Below are 19962 nucleotides of genomic sequence, written 5' to 3'. Positions count from 1 at the left end.
CTCGCGGAGGTCGCGGCGGCGCTGCGGACCACACCGTCGTCGGCCTCGACATGGGCTGCGCGCTCGCCGCCGCCGTCGAGGCCGCGTGCCGGGCTGCCGCGAACTCGTCCAGGTCGACCCCGGCTACCTGGCCGCCGCCCGCGAGACGCCGCCGCCCGACGCGACGCCCCGCGCGGACGGCTCGCACCTGCAGCGGCTGTGGCAGTTCGTCCGCGACGCGCACCTGTTCCCGCCCGGCGCGCCGCGCTCGTCCGTCCCTGGACGGGCGGAACCGCCGACGCCCGCCGCGCTCGACCGGACGGTCGTCGCGTTCGCCGAGCACCCCGAGAGCTTCGCGGCCCTGTGGCAGACGTGGTGCCGCGCGTCCGAGGACCCGTTCGCCGGGGCGATGCCCCCCACCACGACGATCGACCCCGGCACGACCGGCCCGTCCCCGGTCGCCGCATGGCTCGGCCGGACGTCGCGCGCCCACGGACGTCCGGCGGCACCCGCCGTCCCGGCGGACCCGCCCGCGTCGCGGCGCGCGCTGCCGCTCGCGGACGCACCGTCCGGTGCGCCGACGCGGGCTACGCGGGTGCGGCGCGAGTTCGTCACGACGTCCGCCGGGCGGATCCACCTGCGCACGGCCGGGGACCCGGCGGCGCCGCCGCTGATCGCGCTGCACTCGGCGCCCGGGTCGGCGGGGTTGCTCGAACCGCTGATGCGCGGCCTGTCGGGCGACTTCCAGGTGATCGCGCCCGACTACCCGGGCAACGGGGAATCGGACAAGCCGTGGCGCGACCCGATCGACATCGGACGCCTCGCCGACGTGATCGCCGAGATCGCCGAGCGGCGCGCCGCCGGGCCCGTGCACCTGTGGGGCACCCACACCGGGGCCGTCATCGCGCTCGAAACGGCCGTCCGCCGCCCCGACCTGGTGCGGCGGGCCGTCCTGGAGGCGCCGCCGCTGCTGCCGCCCGAGCTCACCGCCGACATCCTGGAGCACTACCTGCCGCCGCTGCGCGCCGACCGGTTCGGCTCCCACCTCGTCCGGGCGTGGGGGATGCGGCGCGACATGTTCCTGTTCTGGCCGTGGTACCGCGACCGCGTCGCCGCGTCCCGCCCGCTGCGCGTCCCGCGCGCCCGCGAACTGCACGACTGGACGGTCGGGCTGCTGCAGAGCGGCCCCACGTACCACCTCAGCTACGCCGCCGCCTTCCGCTACCCCACGCGCGAACGGCTGCCGGAACTCGCCGTCCCCGCGCTGATCTGCGCCGGGCCCGACGACATGCTCGCCGACAACCTCCCGGCGCTGCGCGCGGCCGCACCGGCCGGCGTCCGCATCGAGTCCACCCCCGCGACCTGCTGGTACCCCGACCAGGACCCCGCCGCGGTCAACGCGACCGTCCGGCGCTACATCGAGTTCCTCGCCGCCCGCTGAGGACGCGCGAGCACTGTCCGAGGAGACGCCATGGCACTGACACTCCGCCGCCGGTCGCTGGCCGCGCTGGCCGCGGCCATCGCCGCCGCCACGCCGGCGAGCGCGTGCACCGGCGGGACCAAGGAGGGCGAGGTGAAGATCGGCTTCATCACCGCGCTCACCGGGCCGGTCGCCTTCGCCGGGCGGACCTTCGCCAACGGCATCGAGCTCGCGGTCGACCAGGCCAACCGCGAGGGGTACCTGGGCGGCGGCCGCAAGATCAAGCTGGTGAAGAAGGAGGGCGCGGAGAAGCCGTCGCAGGCCGTCGACCAGGCGCGGCAGCTCGCCGTCGACCAGAGCGTCGTCGGCGCCCTCTGCTGCATCCTGTCGCCGGTGGCCGGCGCGGTGAAGGTCATCACGACCGACGCGAAGCTGCCGCTGAACATCTACGGCGCCACCGACCTCGGCCTCCAGGACCCGCCGTACGTCGTCCGGACGACCACCCTGCCGCAGGTCGCCAACAAGCACCTCGCGCGGTCCGTGGCGGCGGACGCCAAGCCCGCGTCGGTCGCCTACGTGGTCACCCAGGACAACTCCGGGTGGGTCTCGCAGTACGAGTCCTTCAAGGAGGGCTTCGCCGGGACGGGCGTCCGCGACCTCGGGACGGTCAACACGCTCGCCGCGCAGACCGACTTCAGCGGCGCCGCGGGCGAACTCATGGCGAAGAACCCCGAGGCCATCGTCATCTCGACGCTCCAGCAGTCGACGATCTCGCTGGTCAAGGCGCTGCGCGCGCGGGGCTACCAGGGGTTGCTCATCACCACCGAGGTGGTCGGCAGCCCCGGCGCGTTCAAGGCCGCGGGCGCCACGCTCGCGGGCGTCCCGTTCCCCGTGTACTTCTTCGCGGGCAAAGCCGGGCCCACCGGACAGGAGTTCGCGCGCAGCTACAAGGCCGAGTACGGGACGGACCCCGACGCCTACGCCGCGCAGGGCTACATGGCCGCGTACATGATGGCCACCGCCGTCAAGAACGCGGGCGCGGACCCCACCCGCGAGAGCGTCACGAAGGCGCTCTCGGACATCGAACGGCTCGACGACACGATCTACGGCACCGTCCGGTTCCGGGACGGCCAGCTGTACGCGCCCGACAGCATCGTCCACATCGCCTGGACGAAGGACGGGCGGCAGCGCGAATGGGCACCCGCGGGCGCGGGCGCCGCGTGACGGGCAGGTGAAGTGATGCTGTTCCTCCAGCAACTCGTCAACGGGATCTCGCTCGGCGCCGTGTACGCGCTGTTCGCGGTCGGCTTCGGCGTGGTGTTCTCCACGATGCGGATCCTCAACCTGGCCCAGGGCGTCTACGCCACCTGGGGCGCGCTGTTCGCCTACTGGACGATCACCGAGGCGGGGCTGCCGTTCGCGGTGGCCGTCCTCGCGGGCGCGGCGGCCGGTGCGGTCACCGCCGTCGCGGTCGACCAGATCGCCTTCCAGCCGCTGCGCTCGCGCGGCGGCGGCGAGCAGCTCCTCGGCACCATCATCACCAGCGTCGCGCTGTGGATCTCGCTGCGGGAGGCGGCGAGCCTCGCCACCGGCGCCGCGCCGCTCGGGTTCCCGCCGGGCACGGTCCCGAACGACCTCCTGCAGGTCGGCGGCGTCCGGGTGCTGATGACGCAGCTCCTCGCGATCGTGTGCGCGGTCGCGGTGACCGCCGCGATCCACCTGATCCTGCACCGGACGAGGCTCGGTTCGGCGATCCGCGCCGTCGGGCACGACCGGGGCGCCGCGATGCTCGGCGGGGTCGACCCGCGCGTCGCGATCCTCACCGCGGCGGCGCTGGCCGGTGCCGCCACCGGGCTGGCGGGCGTGTTCTTCGCCGCCGGGCAGACGTTCACGTTCGGCCTCGGCGACGGGCTGCTCCTGCACGGCTTCGCGGCCGTCGTCATCGGCGGCATGGGCGACGTCCGGGGCGCCGCGTTCGGCGGGTTCCTGATCGGCGTCGTCCAGGTGCTGTCGGCGCAGTACATCTCCGCCTCGTTCCAGGACGCCATCACGTTCGGCCTCCTGCTCGCCGTCCTCGTCGCCCGTCCGCGCGGCCTGTTCCGCACCGTCGAGCTAGGGAGAGCATGATGTTGGCGACGCAACTCGCCCTGCTTTTCAGCGCCCTCGAATTCGCGCTCGTCGGCGCGATCCTCGCCCTGAGCACGTACGTGACGCTGTGGGCGGGCCTGCTCAGCTTCGCCTCGGTCAGTTTCGCCGCGACCGGCGCGTTCACCGCGACGTACCTGATGACGGAGGCCGGGTTCGGGCTGTGGGCCGCGCTCGTGGCGGGCGGTCTCGGCGGCGGCGTCCTCGCCGCCGCGGCCGGGCTGCTGCTCATCCGCCTCGACAGCCACTGGCTGGCCCTCGCGACCGTCGCGCTCATCCTCGTCACCAGGGTCATCGTGGTGAACCTCGGCGACCTCACCGGCGGCTCCGAAGGGCAGATCGTCCCCGTCAAGGTGGAGCTGTGGCAGCTCCTGCTGGTGCTCGCGCTCGTCTGCCTGTTCCTCGCCCGGCTCGCCCGGTCCCGGTTCGGGACGGCCGCCGTCGCGACCCGCGAGGACCCGACGGCCGCCGCGACGATGGGCGTCCCGGTCCGCCGCGTCCAGATGGCCGCGTTCGCGATCAGCGGCGTGATCGGCGGGATCGGCGGCGTCCTGCAGGCCGGGCTGCTGCGCTACATCGACCCCGACAGCTTCTACATCGACCTGGCCGTCACCGTCATCGCCTGCGTCGTCCTCGGCGGCGCCTACCACTGGTTCGGTTCCGTCATCGGCGCGATCGTCTTCACCGGCCTGCCGGTGTACGTGAACCAGTTCATCGGCCAGGGACAGTCCATCATCAACGGCGTTCTGCTGCTGGTCATCATGATCTGGGTGCCCGGCGGCCTGATCGACCCGCTGCGCTGGCGGCGGCTGCGGGAGCGGCGGGCCGCCGCGCCCCCGGCCGGGACGGCGCGCGAGGTCGCGGAGGTGCGGTCATGAGCGGCGACGCGCTCGTCATCGACGGGCTGGCCAAGCGGTTCGGCGGGCTGAGCGTCCTCGAATCGGTGGCGCTGACCGTCCCGCGCGACACCATCTTCGGCGTCGCCGGGCCGAACGGGGCGGGCAAGACCACCCTGCTCAACATCATCAGCGGGCTGCTGCCCGCCGACGGCGGCACCATCACCCTGTTCGGCGAACCCTGCCACCACCTGCGCGCCACCGCCCTCGCCCGGCTGGGCGTCGCCCGCACCTTCCAGAACATCCGCCTGCTGCGCGGCCTCACCGTCGCCGAGCAGGTCCTCGCGGGCGGCTACCGGCTCCGGCGCGTCGGCGCCGCCCGCGGCCTGGCCGCCACCCCCCGCGCCCGCGCCGAACTTCGCGACCTGCGGGAACAGGCCCTGGACGTGCTGGACGCCGTCGGCCTGCGCGACCGCGCCGACCGGCTCGCCGAGACGCTGCCCTACGGCGACCAGCGGCGGCTGGAGATCGCGCGGGCGCTCATGTCCAAGCCGCGGCTGCTGCTCCTCGACGAGCCGACCGCCGGGATGAACGCCGCCGACTGGGCCGGGATCGGCGAGCTCGTCGCCGGGCTCCGGCACACCGGCACCGCCGTGGTCGTCGTCGAGCACAACATGCGGCTCATCCAGGAGATCTGCGACCAGGTCGCCGTGCTCGCCTCCGGCGAGGTCATCGCCTGCGACGAACCGGCGCGCTGCCTGCGCCGCCCCGAGGTCCGCAAGGCGTACTTCGGCAAGTGAGCCCGACAGGAAGGGAATCGGCATGCTGACCGTCGAGTCGCTCGAAGTGACCTACGGGTCGATCCGCGCCGTGGCCCGCCTCGACCTCGCCCTCGGCGCGGGACGGGTCGCCGCGCTGCTCGGCGCCAACGGCGCGGGCAAATCGAGCACGATGAAAGCCGTCGGCGGGCTGCTCCGCCCGTCCGGCGGCCGCGTCCTGTTCGACGGCGCCGACATCACCGGGATGCCCGCGCACCGCGTCGCGCGCCGCGGCCTCGCGCTCGTCCCCGAGGGCCGGATGGTCGTCGGGTGCCTCACCGTCCAGGAGAACCTCGACCTGTCCGCGTACGCGCGCGGCCGCCGCCGCAAAGCCCTGGCCGACGACGTGTACGACCTGTTCCCCCGGCTCGCCGAACGCCGCCGGCAGACCGCCGCGCTCATGTCGGGCGGCGAGCAGCAGATGCTCGCCATCGGCCGCGCCCTGATGACCGCCCCGTCCCTGCTGCTGCTGGACGAACCGTCGATGGGCCTGTCCCCGGCGCTCGTCGACACGGTCTTCGGGGCGATCGCCGAGATCCGCGCCGCCGGAATGACGATGCTCCTCGTCGAGCAGAACGCCGCGCTCGCGTTCCCCCTCGCCGATCACGCCTGCCTGATCCAGCGCGGCGCTATCGTGGCCGAGGGCACACCGGACGAACTGGAGAAAGACCCCGCGACGATCGCCCGCCACCTGGGCATCGACGAGGAACCCGCGCAGGACGACGGTGCCCGGAGAGGGGTCGGCACGTGAACTGGCGGAACCTGTACGGCGCCGGGGTGCCCGGCGAGATCGAACCCGACGCGGGAAGCGTCCTGCAGATGTTCCGGATCCGCGCCGGCAGGCGTCCGGACGCGCCGCAGCTGCACTACTTCGGCACCACCCTCGACCGCGCGGCCGTCGACCGGCTCAGCGACGCCCTCGCCGCCGGGCTCGAACGGCGCGGCGTCGGCCCGGCGACCGCGTCGCGATCGCCCTGCAGAACACGCCCGTCTGCGTCCTCGCCGTCCTCGCCGTGTGGAAGCTGCGCGCGACGGTCGTCCCGGTGAACCCGATGTACAAGGAGCGGGAACTCGGCCACCTGCTCGCCGACTCCGGCGCCCGCGTCCTCATCGCGCACCCCGCCGCCGCCCCGACCGTCGCCGCGCTGCCCTCGGGCGCCCTCGACCACGTCCTGTACTCCCGCACCGGCGCGCTCGCCGCCGACGCCGCCGGCCCCTGGCCGGACGAGGACCGCGACGACGTCCAGGCGATCCTCGACGAGGGCGGCGCGCCGCGGAAGGCGACGCTCAACCGGCCCGACGAGCCCGCGCTGCTCAGCTACACCTCCGGCACCACCGGCCCCGCCAAGGGCGCCATCAACACCCACCGCAACCTCGCCTACCAGGTCGCCGCGTGCCGCGCCTGGATCGGGCTCGGCGAAACCGACTCGATCCTCACGATCGCGCCGCTGTTCCACATCACCGGCCTCGCCATGCACCTCGCGCTCGGCCTCGGCGCCGGGCTGCCGCTCGTCCTGACCTGCCGGTTCGAGCCCGCGACGGCCGCCGCGCTCGTCGAGCGCTACCGCCCCACCTTCACCATCGGCTCCATCACCGCGTTCATCGCCCTGCTGGACGAGCCGAGCACCCGCGACCGCGACCTCACCTCCCTGACGAAGGTGCTCAGCGGCGGCGCGCCCGTGCCGTCCGCGACCGTCCGCCGCTTCGCCGACGCCTTCGGCGTCTACGTCCACAACGCCTACGGGCTCACCGAGACGACGTCCGCCGCCGTCGCCGTGCCGCTCGGGACGCCCGCGCCGGTCGACGAGGCGTCCGGGACGCTCGCGATCGGCGTGCCGCTCCCGAGCGTCCGCGTCGAGATCCGCGGCGAGACCGGCGAGCCGCTCCCGCCGGGCGAGGTCGGCGAGCTCGCCATCGCGGGCCCGCAGGTCGCCGCGGGCTACTGGCGGAACCCGGAGCAGACGAACGCGTCCTTCCCCGACCGCACGCTCCTCACCGGCGACGTCGGGTTCATGGACGCCGACGGCTGGGTCTACCTCGTCGACCGGAAGAAGGACATGATCGTCGCCGCCGGGTACAAGATCTGGCCGCGCGAGGTCGAGGACGTCCTGTACGAACACCCCGCCGTGCGCGAGGCCGCGGTCGTCGGCGTCCCCGACCCCTACCGCGGCGAGACCGTCCGCGCCCACGTCAGCCTCCGCCCGGGCGCCGCCGCCACCGGCGACGACCTGCGCGACCACTGCCGCGGCCGCCTGGCCGTCTACAAGGCGCCCGCGCAGGTGGTGATCGAGGACGAGCTGCCGAAGAGCGTGTCCGGCAAGATCCTCCGCCGCGAACTGCGAGGCCATTGACCTTTCTCCACCACCGACCGCTGCCGACCGATCACTGGTAGCACGTCCAGAGGAAGCCGTTCTGGCGTGCCGCCAGGTCGCGTTTCTGGTACTGCCAGCCGCACGCCAGGCTCTTGTCGATGGTCGTCTGGCATGCCCATGTCGTGCCGTTGGCCAGAGCGACCTCGACGTCGGCGCTCATGGGGAAGCGGTGATGGCAGTAGCCGTTCATGTCGCGGATTCCGCCGACGGGCTGCCCCTTGGGGTTGACGCAGCTCGTGCTGTAGGGACCGGACTCCTGGACGGCCCGGTGCCCGGGTGCCCGATGCTGCCAGTTGCAGGCTTCGGCCAGCGAGATCCGCTGAGAGCAGCGGTCCGCGTCGTTCGACTCGTATCCGTACGACTTGCAGTAGGCCGCCAGGTCGAGTCCGCCTATCTCTGAATTCTTCACGAGTTTTCCGATATCGGCCACCTGTGCCATCGCGATGGCGACGGCCACGAAGAACACGGCGGCGGCGACGATCCGGGCCGGCCGTCCGCGCAGCATCGCCATGCGGTCTCGCAGCGGGCGCGTGCAAGCAGGCGGGTGATCCGGTCGAGGAATCCCGTGAGGACGGTCGTGGCGGCGAAGATCACCGTGAACAGGGCCATCGCCAGCAGGAACGCCGCCCAGCTCCGGGCGTCCTGCGGGGGGAGCGTCCGGGGGACGAGGGCTTCACCGACCACGCTGCACAGACCGATGATCACGGCCGCCAGGGCGACGATCGCGGCGGCGTACCGCCTGCTCCGCCGATCCCGCTCGTCCCCGCCGTTCTCCTGGTCGCTCATGCCGCACCGTCCCGCGAAGGCCGGGGAGATCGATTCGTGAGAGGCACATATCCCGCAAAAGGGAGTAGCCGAAAAAAAGGGGGTGATCTCACCGGCATGTGTTAGATGTCACATCATGCATACCACGGCCATGGTCGCCAGTGAGTTCAATAATGGCCGCCGAGTGGTGGAATGCCGCCCGGATCAGTGGTAGTGCTCAATGGCCTAATGAGGTCAGCCGACGCGGCGACCAAGGAACTACTCGCCCAAGCGGCGGCTCCCTTCGGGTTGATGGGGCCCGCCTGGGCGCGGCCTTGTCGGGATCGCCCGGTTGTTCGCCGTGGCTGTCGAGGTCGGCCTGCCAGACGGGGGCGATGAGCCGTTCGTACACCCGGCCTGGATCACGCCGCGCACCCCGGCTCGGCGTAGCGCGGCCACCACCAGTTCGTCCAACGGCTCGTGCGCCGCGATGACCACCTCGTGCCCCGCCTCTTGCAGGCGAGCGCCCAGGCCCGTGTACGGTGCCACGTCAGGCGCCCTCGGCGTGGGCGGCGGGTCAGTGTGCGGGGCGATCCCCGTAGGGCACGGTCATGATCTCCATGCTGTGGCCGTCGGGGTCGTCGAAGTACACGCCCCGTCCGCCGTAGTTGTGGTTGATCTCGTTCGGCCGGTCGTGCACCGGCCCGGCGTAGTAGTCGAGGCCGGCCGCGCGGATCCGGGCGAACGCCGCGTCGAACTCGGCGTCGCCCATGAGGAAGGCGTAGTGCTGCGGCTGGATCTGTACGGGCGCGTCCAGGTAGTCGAGCGTGATGCCGTTGGCCAGCGGCAACGGCACGAACGGGCCCCAGCGGTCCTTGACCGGCATTCCCAGGATGCCGCCCAGAAACGCCGCCGAGGCGCCCGCGTCGCGCGCGTGGACGATGGTGTGGTTCAGTTCGATGCCCATGCTGACGGTCCTCTCTCGGGATGTCGTCGTCCACCATGCTAGAACGTCCATCCATAAAATGGAACAACGTTCCAACGGAGTTAGCGTGACCGAAGACCTGCCGGGCATCGTCCGGCTCCGCGACCGGCGCGAGGCGCTGACGCTGCGCACGATCCTCACCGCCGCGCGCCGTCTCTTCGCCGAGAACGGCTACGCCCGCACCCCGATACGCCTCATCGCCAAGGAAGCCGGCGTCTCACCGCAGACGATCTACGCGCACTTCGGCTCCAAAGCGGGCGTCCTGAACGGCCTGGTCGACCTGATGGACGACGAGGCCGGCGTCCCCGACCTCATGGCCGAGGCCGCGGGCCCGCACGACCCGGCCGATCTCCTGGGCCTGGTCGCCAAAGCGAGCCGCCAGATCAGGGAGCGCTGCGGCGACATCGTCGCGATCCTCGGCTCCGGCGCCGCCGTCGATCCGGACATCGCCGCCACCCGCGCGGAGACCGAACGACGCACCCGCCTGGGCATCGAAATGATCGTCGACCGCATCCGCGACACCGGCCGCCCGGTAGACCCCCGGGCCTCCGACATCGCGGTCGCCCTGATGAGCCACGGCGTCCACGACTCCCTCGTCGTGGACGCCGGCTGGTCCCACGACGATTACGAGGACTGGCTCAAACGCACCCTCATCACCGCCCTGCTGCCGTGAGTCGAGCGGCAGGAGAAGGACTCCGCAGCCGAACTGCTCGACGCTGGGCACCATCAGAGCCAAGACGGCCGGGACCCTCGACGACCTGGCGCGGCTCGCCGGTCGGCTGCGAACCGGGCTCGAAGGCCGAGGCGTTCACACGGAGATCATGGTCTTCCATGCCGTCTTCGAAGCAACCCAGGGCCTGGCCGGACGCATACGCCGACCTGCTCAAGGGAGTCTTCGGCCGCACGGGTCATCTACCGGGGACGGCACGAGGGGCGACGGGACGGCGCCGGCGATCGTGCAGCCGTGCGCTTGGTACCCCCTACCGGATTCGAACCGGCGCTACCGCCTTGAAAGGGCGCGTCCTAGGCCGCTAGACGAAGGGGGCCCGGTGCCGTGGCGCGTGCGCCACTCAACCGTGACAAGTGTAGGGGACAACCCGGGTCGCCGCACAAACGGTTAACGCCGTCCGGACGGCGACGGGGTCGGGGGCGAGCCGAAGCCGGACGGCGACGGCGGCGGCGACGGGGTCCGGGACGGCCAGTCCGACGGCCATTCGGACGGGAACGGGGAGGTCGGGGAGGACGGCGGCGCGATCGCGGGCGGCCGCGGCTCGATCGGGTGGTCGGGGTCGGGTTCGAGTTGCCGCTCGATGTGCGCGGAGGTGAGCCCGAGGCCGCCGAGGCGCAGATCGTCCCAGCCCTGCAGGCGTTTCGTGGAGCGGTTGAAGTACAGGACGGACAGTTCGAACGGGGTCGGCTCGTCGTGTTCGAGTCCGCGCAGGCCCGCGGCGCCGGTGGAGCCCTGGACGAACAGCCGCGTGCCGGTCGGGAGGAGTTCGGTCGACCGGGTGTGGGTGTGGCCGGACAGGACGAGCGGGGTCAGCCCGGAGAACGCCTTGCCCTCGGTGGGGTCGTGGACGACGGCGATGTCGGGGTTCGCGCGGTCCGCGCGGAGCTTCTCGGCGAGGACGGCGCCCTGCGCGTAGAGCTGGTCGCCGCCGACGGCGTCGTCGCGGGTGGACTTGTCGGGGGTGAACCGGGGGTCGCCGACGCCGTAGATCCGCAGGCCCTCGACCGTGCGGGTCTCGTCGTCCAGGACGATCGCGTTCTCCTGGTCGGCGACGGCCTCGGCGGTCGCCTCGGAGTCGTGGTTGCCGCGGACGTACACGTAGTGGACGCCGAGGTCCTCGATGGAGTCGGCGAACTCGTTCTCGGCCTCGCTGCCGTGGTCCATCAGGTCGCCGCTGTCGATGATCAGGTCGACCTGGAACTGCGTGGCGACCGACTTGATCACGTTCCACGCCGCCGGGTTCAGGTGGACGTCCGAGACGTGCAGCACCCGGATCGTGGACGGGTCGGGCTCGTAGACGGGCAGGGTGGACGTCGCGGCGTACAGCTCGGAGACGTTGCCGACGAGGCGGGCGAGCTGCTCGCGGTAGGCGGAGAACCGGTCGACGAGGTTCTGCGCGTCGCCGACGACCTGCGGCGCGTTCGCGAGCAGGCCGGTGTAGCGGGGCTCGCTGATGGCGCGCGGGTTGAACGTCGACAGCGTCAGCACCAGGACGGCCGCGATGCCGGTGGCCGCCGACCCCATGCCGAGGAGGGCGCGCCGCCACGACCGGAACAGGACGAGCGTCGCGACGAAGCTCGCGGCGAGCGCGAGGAGCGTGGCGCGGATCAGCAGGTCCTTGACGCCGTCGCGGAGCTCGCCCGCGATCCGGTCGGTCAGCCGGGTGAGTTCGACGTCGTTCTCGATGAGCCGCTGCGCCTCCTCGGGGCGCACCTCGGTGAGCCGGGCCTCCAGGGCCAGCGGCCCCCAGTGCGTGTCGAGCCGCAGCGCCCCGATGGGCGGCAGCTCCAGGGCCGTCCCGCCGTGCAGGGACGGCTGCAGGGACAGCTGGACGCTCGTGGGGCCGACGGGGGTGACGACGCGGCCGCCGAGCAGCAGGCCGACGTACCCGGCGGCGAGCCCGGCGAGGACGATGTACAGCACGCGGGACGGGCGGCTGCGCAGCACCGTCCGGTGCGCCGGCGCCCGCGGCGGTGCGGCGGGCGGCGGGGGCGAGGGCGGTGCGGGTGCGGCGGACGGCGGGGGAGCCGCCGAGGGCGGAGGCGAATTTGGAACGGGTCTGGGCCATCGAGGCGCGGACCTTGCGCACGGGTCCCCTTCCGGTCGAGCAGAATGGCCGGTGTGATCGAGTTGTCGCGAGACGAGTTCGAGGACCTGGTGGGCGAGGCCCTCGACGGCATCCCGTCCGAGCTGACCGCCCACATGCGCAACGTCGTCATCGTCGTCGAGGATGACGCGCCCGAGCGCGGACTGCTCGGTCTTTACCAAGGCGTACCCCTAACCGAACGCGGCGACTGGTACGGCGGTGTACTGCCCGATCACATTTCGATCTACCGTCGGGAGATCCTCCGGATCTGCGAGACGCAGGAGGACGTGGTCGAAGAGGTGCGGATCACCGTGGTCCATGAGATCGCCCATCATTTCGGCATCGACGATGACAGACTGCACGAGCTGGGCTACTGATCGCGAATAAGTCACGTCAATCGCGCACTGTAGGTCACATAACTGCCACGCAGCGTGAGTTAATAGGAGGGTCGCCCAACCCGGGGCGGCCCGACCTGGAGAGTGCGTGGCGGGAAGGCGGAACGGCAGGGAGACCGGCAGGCACCGGCGCCCTCCGGAGATGCAGGCGACCTACCGCGAGGTGTTCGCGGTACGGGAGTTCCGCGCGCTCTGGCTCGCGCAGGCCCTGTCGTTCATCGGCGACCAGCTCGCGCAGGTGGCGCTTGCCGTCCTGGTGTACGACCGCACCGGGAACGCGCTGCTCACCGCCGCCACCTACGCGCTGACGTACCTGCCGCCGATCGTGGGCGGCCCCCTCCTGGCGGGCCTCGCCGACGTGTTCCCGCGCCGCACCGTGATGATCGTCTGCGACGTGCTGCGGGCGGTGCTGGTAGCGCTGATGGCCGTGCTGGCGCTGCCGTTAGGGGCGCTGTGCGTCCTGGTGTTCCTCACGGTGCTGCTGGGGACGCCGTTCACGGCGGCGCGCGCGGCCGTCATGCCGGACGTCCTGGAGGGCGACCGGTTCGTCGCCGGGACGGCGATCAACAACATCACGCACCAGGTCACGCAGATGCTGGGGTTCCTGGCGGGCGGCGCGATGGTCGCGATGGTCGGCGCCCGCGGGGCCCTCGCCCTGGACGCCCTGACGTTCGGCGCGTCCGCGCTGATCCTCGTCGGGGGGCTGCGGCGGCGCCCCGCCCCGAAGGACCGCCAAGCGCAGTCCCTCGGCCTGTGGCGCGGTATGCGGGACGGCGCGCGCCTCGTGTTCGGCGACCCGACGCTGCGCTCGCTCGTCCTGTTCGCGTGGCTGTGCGCCTTCTACACCATTCCGGAGGGCCTCGCGGCCCCGTACGCGGCCGAGTTCGACAACAGCGCGGTGACGGTCGGGCTGCTGATGGCGTCGATGCCGACGGGAATGGTGATCGGCGCGTTCCTGTTCAGCCGGTTCGTCCGTCCGGCGCGCCGGCTGCGCTCGATGGGGTGGATGGCGATGCTGGCGTGCCTGCCCCTCGTCGGCGCCGGGCTGCACCCGCCGCTGTGGGGCGTGGTCCTGCTGTGGGCGCTGTCCGGGGTGGGCAGCGCGTACCAGCTCGCGGCGAACGCCGAGTTCGTCGCGCTGGTGCCGCCCAGCGGACGCGGCCAGGCGTTCGGCCTCGCCCAGTCGGGCATCCTCGCGGGTCAGGGCGTGGGCATCCTGGTGGGCGGCGCGGTCGCGCAGGTCCTCGGCCCGCAGACGGTCGTGGCGCTGGCGGGCGTCCTCGGGCTGTCGGCCGCCGCGATGCTGACGCTGGCGTGGAACCAGGCCCGCGACGCGGGCTCGGCCGAACGGGTCGCCCGCCGGTCCGCTCCCGCCGCCTAGACGGACGTCTTCTTCTTCGACCCGACGGCGTCCTTCGCCTTCTGGACGGCGTCCTGGAACGCGGGCGAGTCCCCGGCCTTCTTCGCGAGGTCCTCGGCGATCGACTTCGGCGCGCCCTCGTCGGGGATCAGCAGCCAGCCGATCGCGTAGAGGGCGATCCCGGCGCCGCCGAACAGCGTGAACACGGCCAGGGCGAGCCGGACGATGTTGGCGTCCACGCCCACGAACCGTGCGACGCCCGAGCAGACGCCCGCGACCAGGCGCCCGTCGTGCGTCCGTCTGAGTGACTTGCTGGTGCTCTTCTCCATGTCCATACCCCCGATCATGCCCATCGGGGGAGAAGTCTGACATCCGGTTTCGCCCCTGATTCACCCCTGAGACGTCCCTGGTCCGGTAGGGGGAGACGAAACCGGCTTGAACGCCACTTGGAGGCGTTGCGTAGGGTAAATGGCTGAGACGCAGGTCAAGCGATCGTAGGGAGCCGCATGAGAATCGGGATCGTCGGAGCCACCGGCCAGGTCGGGGGCGTGATGCGGGGGATCCTCGCCGAACGAGCCTTCCCGGCCGACGAGCTGCGCCTGTTCGCGTCCGCGCGGTCCGCCGGGCGCAAGCTGCCGTGGGGGGACGGCGAGATCACCGTCGAGGACGCCGCCACGGCCGACTACGCCGGCCTCGACATCGTCCTGTTCTCCGCGGGCAAGGGCTCCTCGAAGGAACTCGCGCCGAAGGTCGCCGCCGCCGGTGCCGTGGTCGTCGACAACTCGTCCGCCTGGCGGGGCGACCCGGACGTCCCGCTGGTGGTGTCGGAGGTCAACCCGCACGCCGCCGCGAACCGTCCGAAGGGCATCATCGCCAACCCGAACTGCACCACGATGGCCGCCATGCCGGTGCTGCGCCCCCTGCACGCCGAGGCGGGCCTCGAAGCCCTCGTCGTCTCGACGTACCAGGCGGTGTCGGGCAGCGGCCTCGCGGGCGTGTCGGAGCTGCACGAGCAGAGCCGCAAGGTCGTCGAGAACGCCGACAAGCTCACCCACGACGGCGCCGCGGTGCAGTTCCCCGAGCCGAACGTGTACGTCCGCCCCATCGCGTTCAACGTCCTCGCGATGGCCGGTTCGATCGTCGACGACGGCCTCAACGAGACCGACGAGGAGCAGAAGCTCCGCAACGAGAGCCGCAAGATCCTCGAGATCCCGGACCTGAAGGTGTCGGGCACCTGCGTGCGGGTGCCGGTGTTCACCGGCCACTCCCTGCAGATCAACGCCCGCTTCGCCCGTCCGATCTCCCCGGAGCGCGCCACCGAGATCCTGGCGGACGCCACGGGCGTCGAACTGAGCGACGTCCCCACCCCGCTGCAGGCCGCTGGCCAGGACCCGACCTACGTCGGCCGCATCCGCCGCGACGAGACCGTGGAGAACGGCCTGTCGCTGTTCTGCTCGGGCGACAACCTCCGCAAGGGCGCGGCCCTGAACACGGTCCAGATCGCCGAACTGATCGCCGCCGAGAAGCACTGACCCCGACACGGCCCGCGCACCCGGGTGCGCGGGCCGTCAGGCGCTGCGCGCCCCGCGCACCTCCAGCGTCTCCAGCAGACGCGCGGTACTGGCGGCGACCTCCTCGACGGCCCGCTCGAACGCCTCCGCGTTGTGCGCGGCCGGCGCCCGGAACCCGGAGATCTTCCGGACGTACTGAAGCGCGGCCGCCCGAACGTCCTCGTCGGTCGCGTCCTCGGTGAACGGCGGGCGGAGCGTTTTGATACTGCGGCACATGCCCCCAGTCTGCCCCCGCCCCCCGACATTCCGAACCCACCCACCCCGGGAAGCCCCAGGTGACGCCCCAAGCCCTCCGGGCGAGCCGGAGCGATGCGGCAATCACAAAAAGCAAGAGGCTGTACGGGACGGGCCGAGAAGTTCGTCCCGTACAGCCTTCCTTAGGCGAGCCCTGCACACAGGGGCTCGCCGCGCGGCCGGGCGGGGGTCGGCCGCGCTCCGCGCACCGTCCGGAGCGGGTTGGACGTGCGGTGGACCCGCCCTCGGGATCGCGGTCGTCGTTGCGGACGTGCGCCGCGACCGGGAGGGCCGTCCCAAAAAGGACATCGCGGGGACGTGTCCGGTGTCAACGAGTCCAGCCGGTACTGGATTTTCAATCCTTGTGAAAGAAGGTTCTGAAACTACTGAAACCGGTGGACGACCTGCGCGGACGCGTGGTCGGGGCGGAGACGGGAAACCTCGTGCGTTCGTCGGTGCGGCGCGATAGAACGGTGAGGGCGGACGTGAACTCCGACGAGGGCGGTGTGGATGCGCGCGACCCTGCGCAGGGTGGCCCGGGACGTCCGGTGGCTGCGGCAGCTCGACGCGTATGCGATCTCGGCGCTGGCCCTGGTCCTCGCCGTGCTGACGGTGATCGGCGACGTCGTGTCGGAGAACGTGCGCTGGGCGGTGGCGCTGGCGGCGCTCGCGGCGCTCGTCTACCGGAGCACGCTGCCCGGCCCGTCCCGTAGCGCGGCGGAGACGCTGCTGGGCGACCGGAACTCGCTGACGGACCTGGACGTCGCCGGACGGCTGCGGCGGGCGCGCACCGTGTGGCTGTACGCGCCGTCGGGCGTCAACTTCCTCACTCCCGAACGGTGCGACGCGCTCCGTACGGGGGTGCTCGCCCGTCCGGACGGGAAGGTCCGGATCGTGGTGCTCGATCCGGAGGAGGAAGCGGCGGTCGCGATGGCGACCTGGCAGCTGGACGATTCGCGGTTCTTCCCCCTGCAGTACCTGCGGCCGTCGCTGACGACGGTCCTCGACCGGCTGCGGGCGATGCGGAGCTGGCGGGTCGCGGGCGCGTTCCGGTACCGGCTGCTCGCCTACAACCCGGGGTTCAGCCTGCTGGTCATCGACCCGGAGGCGGGCGACGGTCTCGTCATCGCGGAGATGCACGGGTTCGGCGGGGAGTCGACCACGTCCCGGATGCACGTCCGGATCACCCGGGACGAGTCGGAGCGCTGGTTCGCCTTCTGGGTCGACCAGTACAAGGCGCTGTGGCGGGCGGCGCGCAACGAGAACGGTGGTTCAGCCTCGTGAGGAGATCCTGCGCTCCAGGTCGTCGGCCGCGCCGTTCTGGTAGGGGAGCAGGCCCGGGTCGTTGACGCGGCGCGCCTCCCGCAACTGTTCCAGGGCCTCTTCGGGCCTGCCCCGCAGGAGTTCGGCTTCTCCGCCGCGCAGGTGCGTCCGGGCGTTGTGCGGGTTGGCTTCGATGGCGGCGCGCAGTTCCTCGGCGGCTTCGTCGCCGCGGCCGAGCTGCGCCAGGGCGAGCGCGCGCGCGGACCGCAGGTCCTCCAGGCGGGCCGGGTCCGGGCCGAGCGCGATGACCCGCTCCAGGTCGCTCATCGCTTCCCGGGGATGCCGCAGCTCCGCCAGCAGCTCCCCGCGCGCCGCGAGCGCCGACACGTTGCCCGGATCGGTCTGCAGGATCCGCTCGTAGGCGGTGCGGGCGTTGGCGAGGTGCCCGAGGTGCCACTGCGCGCGGGCGTACCCCTCCAGCGCGTCCAGGTCGGACGGCTGCCTGCGCACCGCCTGCTCGTACTCGACGAACGCGTCCTCCACGCGGCCCTGGGCCAAAAGCACGTCGCCGAGGCCGGTCAGGACCCGGGCGACCGCGGCGCCGTCCCGCAGCGTCTCGTAGATCCCGATCGCCTCGCCGAAGTGCGTCGCGCTCGGCGACGTCGCCGCGCAGCCCGGCGACCTGGCCGAGCAGGTACCGGCCCTCCGCCTCGGTGCGGCGGTCCGCCGCCGTGCGAGGCGGCGTCGATCGTCTGCCGCGCCAAGTCGGCGGCGTCGCCGGTCGCGCCGACGACCAGGCCCGGTGCGCGGCGCGCAGCCGCAGCGCGCGTCGGGCTCGCGGTCCGCGGTGCCGGCGGGCTCGTCCGCGGACCGTCCGGCCTGCCGGATCGCCGCGATGAGCCGGTCGTGCTGCAGCTCGTACCAGCGGGCGTTCAGCCGGTGCTCGGCGCGCAGCAGGTGCCGGGACGCCAGCGCGCGGACGATCTCGTTGTGCAGGCCCGCGGTCTCCCCGGCGCCCTCGCACACCATGCCCCGGGTGCCCATGTCGGTGATCAGGTTCCGTTCGATCCAGCCGCGCAGCTCGTGCCCCGGCATCCCGTGCTCGGCGGCGACGTCGGCGACCGTCCGGGTGTAGAAGCGGGCGAGGGACCGGTCGGGGTCGCCGTGGGCGCGGACGTCCTCGGCGGTGATCGTCCGGACGGACTCGGGCAGCGCGGCCCACAGCGTCGAGCAGACGATCTGGAGCTGGACGGGTTCGACGTGCTCGTCCGGGACGGCGGCGACGCCCGGTTCGTCGGGGTGCCGCGCGGACCGCAGGTCGTCGACGAGGTACTCGGCGGCGCCCGGCCCGAACGTCCGGGACGTCTCCCGCAGCGGGCCGGTGACGGCCTTGAGCGCCGCGTCGGCGGTGAGGGCGCGGACGGCGAGGCGGCGGCGCGGCGGGGGCGACAGCCGCCGTTCGAACGGCAGCAGCGCGGCGACCGCGTCCTCGCGGATGGAGATCAGCAGCCGCAGTTCGAGCTGGTCGGCGAGCGCGGCGGACAGGTCGTCGACGAAGTGGTCGCGGTGCCGCCACAGTTGCGACGGCGCCATGAACAGTTCCTCGAACTGGTCGATCGCGACGAGGAACGGCAGCGGATCGTCGAACCGGTCGACGCGGCCCGCGCGGTCGCGGAAGAACTCGCGGAGCGTCAGGTCGCGCAGCGATTCGGGGCTCGCGCTCGGATTCCACGACGACAGCAGCGTGAACGTGAACGGGTTCCCGCCGGCGGCGGGTTCGGCGAACGGCGCGGGGAACACCCGTCCGACGGGAAGCCGGTCGACCTCGTCGCCGAGTTCGCTCAGCACCCCGGCGTTCAGCAGCGACGATTTCCCCACTCCGGACGGACCGAAAAGGATCGTCAGCCGGTTCGCGAGCCACAGCGAGCGCAGATCGCGGATCTCCCGGTCGCGGCCGAAGAACAGCGGGCCGTCGGACTGCCGGAAGGCGCGGAGCCCCGGATAGGGGCCTTCTCCGATGGCAGGGTTGGCGGTGGCGCCGGGAGAACTCACGGTGTACCCCCAGCGCGCCGATTGAGCTCGCGGAAAAAGTCCCTCGCGCTACCCCAATATACGGACACCTTGAGATCCGCGAAATAGCGGTTCAGATACTCCTCGGCATCGCGCCGCTGGACGTCCGTGGCGCTGTCGGGCAGGGGGAGCATCTGCACGCTGATGTGGGAACGCCGGTGCGTGGTCGGCAGGCCCTTGACGAGCCCCTGCAGCAGCACCTGGAACGTCCAGTCGCGGAGGCTGTAGCCGACGAACAGCAGCGGCCGCCGGGCCAGCGCCTCCTGGACGGCCGGGGGGATCAGGCTGACCCGCGCGGAGGTGTCCTCTTCCTTGTTGCGGTCCTCGATGAGGGCGACGAGGAACTGGATGTAGTCGTCCTCGGTCAGGACGAGCGACTCGGGGTGGCCGGTGTGGCCGTGCAGGTGGTAGACGACCGGTTCGTCGGCGGCGGCCCCGCCGGGCGGCGGGAGGAACGCGTCCGGATCGTAGGGCGCCCCGTCGTACCAGGGGCACAGGACGCGCCGGGGCGCGCGCCCGGCCCGCTTGAGCGCCTGGACGAGGAGATCGTCGTAGTTCGTGGTCAGGTAGAGCGGGAGCGGGAAGCGGGCGAGCGCGACATGGGGGTCGTCGGGGTCGGTCGGCGGCGGGATGTTCGTGAAGTGCTTCTTCAGGAACTCCCCTTTGACGTACGTCAGGTCGCCGTCGGTGACGGCGACGTACCGCATGACGCGCGCCAGGTCGAAGCGGTCCTCGAAGGGGTAGTCGTACTCGTCGGCCCACCGGCCGGCGAGCGTCCCGGCCATCTCCAGGGTGCCGTGGCATGCGCCCGCACCGAGGAACGGGGCGACCTGACCGGCTTCGAGCTGCCGGATGAGCCGGTCCCAGTCTCTGTCTTCCAAGCGGTTCTCCGGGGGTTCGCCGGCCGGCGGGGGCCTGTCCGGCTGAATCGTTCTCGGCACCATGACGTGAGCC

21 protein-coding genes and 1 tRNA gene are annotated in these 19962 nt (G+C 72.3%); 13 read left to right on the top strand and 9 right to left on the bottom strand.

Going from position 1 to position 19962, the window contains the following annotated elements; all coding sequences use genetic code 11:
• The 8 genes from BJF79_RS42450 to BJF79_RS42420 form a co-directional block, all read left to right on the top strand.
• A partial coding sequence (locus BJF79_RS42450; RefSeq protein WP_262403414.1) for an alpha/beta fold hydrolase occupies positions 1–1420 on the top strand: 1420 nt, incomplete at its 5' end.
• Between the two features lie 30 nt (positions 1421–1450).
• Entirely contained in the window at positions 1451–2623 is a 1173-nt protein-coding gene (locus BJF79_RS42445) for an ABC transporter substrate-binding protein (protein ID WP_075905948.1), read from the top strand.
• Positions 2624–2638: 15 nt separating this feature from the next.
• Complete coding sequence (locus BJF79_RS42440) at positions 2639–3526, top strand: branched-chain amino acid ABC transporter permease (RefSeq protein WP_075905946.1); 888 nt, start codon at positions 2639–2641, stop codon at positions 3524–3526.
• Entirely contained in the window at positions 3523–4422 is a 900-nt protein-coding gene (locus BJF79_RS42435) for a branched-chain amino acid ABC transporter permease (RefSeq protein WP_075905944.1), read from the top strand. The genes BJF79_RS42440 and BJF79_RS42435 overlap by 4 nt, the downstream gene beginning before the upstream one ends.
• Positions 4419–5180 carry an ABC transporter ATP-binding protein gene (locus BJF79_RS42430; RefSeq protein ID WP_075905942.1) on the top strand — a complete coding sequence of 254 codons (762 nt, stop codon included), beginning with the start codon at positions 4419–4421 and terminating at the stop codon, positions 5178–5180. Before BJF79_RS42435 ends, BJF79_RS42430 begins: the two co-directional genes overlap by 4 nt.
• A gap of 22 nt (positions 5181–5202) precedes the next feature.
• Positions 5203–5949 (top strand): ABC transporter ATP-binding protein, encoded by a 747-nt coding sequence (locus tag BJF79_RS42425; RefSeq protein ID WP_075905940.1) that lies wholly within the window; start codon positions 5203–5205, stop codon positions 5947–5949.
• A complete protein-coding gene (locus tag BJF79_RS64290) occupies positions 5946–6245 on the top strand; it encodes a hypothetical protein (RefSeq protein WP_262403417.1) in 300 nt (99 codons plus the stop codon). Before BJF79_RS42425 ends, BJF79_RS64290 begins: the two co-directional genes overlap by 4 nt.
• Positions 6167–7549: a class I adenylate-forming enzyme family protein gene (locus BJF79_RS42420; protein ID WP_262403416.1), complete on the top strand. Its 1383-nt coding sequence runs from the start codon at positions 6167–6169 to the stop codon at positions 7547–7549. Before BJF79_RS64290 ends, BJF79_RS42420 begins: the two co-directional genes overlap by 79 nt.
• Positions 7550–7580: 31 nt before the next feature.
• Here the strand turns inward: BJF79_RS42420 and BJF79_RS42415 are convergent, their stop codons facing one another.
• The 3 genes from BJF79_RS42415 to BJF79_RS42405 all read right to left on the bottom strand — a co-directional run bounded on the left by BJF79_RS42415 (position 7581) and on the right by BJF79_RS42405 (position 9281).
• A complete protein-coding gene (locus tag BJF79_RS42415) occupies positions 7581–7979 on the bottom strand; it encodes a hypothetical protein (protein WP_143220863.1) in 399 nt (132 codons plus the stop codon).
• Positions 7976–8356: a hypothetical protein gene (locus tag BJF79_RS54660; RefSeq protein ID WP_143220862.1), complete on the bottom strand. Its 381-nt coding sequence runs from the start codon at positions 8354–8356 to the stop codon at positions 7976–7978. Before BJF79_RS54660 ends, BJF79_RS42415 begins: the two co-directional genes overlap by 4 nt.
• 535 nt (positions 8357–8891) lie before the next feature.
• Entirely contained in the window at positions 8892–9281 is a 390-nt protein-coding gene (locus tag BJF79_RS42405) for a VOC family protein (RefSeq protein ID WP_075905934.1), read from the bottom strand.
• Positions 9282–9366: 85 nt separating this feature from the next.
• Between BJF79_RS42405 and BJF79_RS42400 the strand changes: the two genes are divergently transcribed.
• Positions 9367–9972 (top strand): TetR/AcrR family transcriptional regulator, encoded by a 606-nt coding sequence (locus tag BJF79_RS42400; protein ID WP_143220861.1) that lies wholly within the window; start codon positions 9367–9369, stop codon positions 9970–9972.
• A gap of 298 nt (positions 9973–10270) precedes the next feature.
• Here the strand turns inward: BJF79_RS42400 and BJF79_RS42395 are convergent.
• Positions 10271–10345: transfer RNA gene (locus tag BJF79_RS42395), tRNA-Glu, on the bottom strand.
• A 71-nt stretch (positions 10346–10416) separates the two neighbouring features.
• Positions 10417–11976, bottom strand: coding sequence for a metallophosphoesterase (locus tag BJF79_RS42390; protein WP_083734650.1), 1560 nt, complete (start codon positions 11974–11976; stop codon positions 10417–10419).
• A 165-nt stretch (positions 11977–12141) separates the two neighbouring features.
• Here BJF79_RS42390 and BJF79_RS42385 point away from each other — a divergent pair, with 165 nt between their 5' ends.
• Both BJF79_RS42385 and BJF79_RS42380 read left to right on the top strand, forming a co-directional pair.
• Complete coding sequence (locus BJF79_RS42385) at positions 12142–12492, top strand: metallopeptidase family protein (protein ID WP_262403413.1); 351 nt, start codon at positions 12142–12144, stop codon at positions 12490–12492.
• Between the two features lie 160 nt (positions 12493–12652).
• Positions 12653–13891 (top strand): MFS transporter, encoded by a 1239-nt coding sequence (locus tag BJF79_RS42380; protein ID WP_075905930.1) that lies wholly within the window; start codon positions 12653–12655, stop codon positions 13889–13891.
• On the opposite strand, the gene BJF79_RS42375 is transcribed toward BJF79_RS42380, so the two are convergent.
• Positions 13888–14205: a PspC domain-containing protein gene (locus BJF79_RS42375; protein ID WP_075905928.1), complete on the bottom strand. Its 318-nt coding sequence runs from the start codon at positions 14203–14205 to the stop codon at positions 13888–13890. The genes BJF79_RS42380 and BJF79_RS42375 overlap by 4 nt on opposite strands.
• Positions 14206–14376: 171 nt before the next feature.
• Here BJF79_RS42375 and BJF79_RS42370 point away from each other — a divergent pair, with 171 nt between their 5' ends.
• Positions 14377–15402: an aspartate-semialdehyde dehydrogenase gene (locus BJF79_RS42370; RefSeq protein ID WP_075905926.1), complete on the top strand. Its 1026-nt coding sequence runs from the start codon at positions 14377–14379 to the stop codon at positions 15400–15402.
• A gap of 36 nt (positions 15403–15438) precedes the next feature.
• On the opposite strand, the gene BJF79_RS42365 is transcribed toward BJF79_RS42370, so the two are convergent.
• Entirely contained in the window at positions 15439–15657 is a 219-nt protein-coding gene (locus tag BJF79_RS42365) for a DUF2277 domain-containing protein (protein ID WP_075905924.1), read from the bottom strand.
• A gap of 528 nt (positions 15658–16185) precedes the next feature.
• On the opposite strand from BJF79_RS42365, the gene BJF79_RS42360 reads away from it, so the two are divergent.
• Entirely contained in the window at positions 16186–16959 is a 774-nt protein-coding gene (locus BJF79_RS42360; RefSeq protein ID WP_143220860.1) for a hypothetical protein, read from the top strand.
• Here the strand turns inward: BJF79_RS42360 and BJF79_RS42355 are convergent.
• The gene (locus tag BJF79_RS42355; RefSeq protein ID WP_075905920.1) at positions 16948–18990 is read right to left on the bottom strand and encodes a tetratricopeptide repeat protein; all 2043 of its coding nucleotides are present in this window, start codon (positions 18988–18990) and stop codon (positions 16948–16950) included. The genes BJF79_RS42360 and BJF79_RS42355 overlap by 12 nt on opposite strands.
• Positions 18987–19889, bottom strand: coding sequence for an SIR2 family NAD-dependent protein deacylase (locus BJF79_RS42350; RefSeq protein ID WP_075905918.1), 903 nt, complete (start codon positions 19887–19889; stop codon positions 18987–18989). Before BJF79_RS42350 ends, BJF79_RS42355 begins: the two co-directional genes overlap by 4 nt.
• Positions 19890–19962 lie beyond the last annotated feature (73 nt).

This window comes from Actinomadura sp. CNU-125 (genome assembly GCF_001942465.1).
Classification (GTDB): domain Bacteria; phylum Actinomycetota; class Actinomycetes; order Streptosporangiales; family Streptosporangiaceae; genus Spirillospora.
The sequence above is the reverse complement of the archived record's forward strand: the minus strand, read 5'-3'. Positions and strand labels throughout refer to the sequence as shown.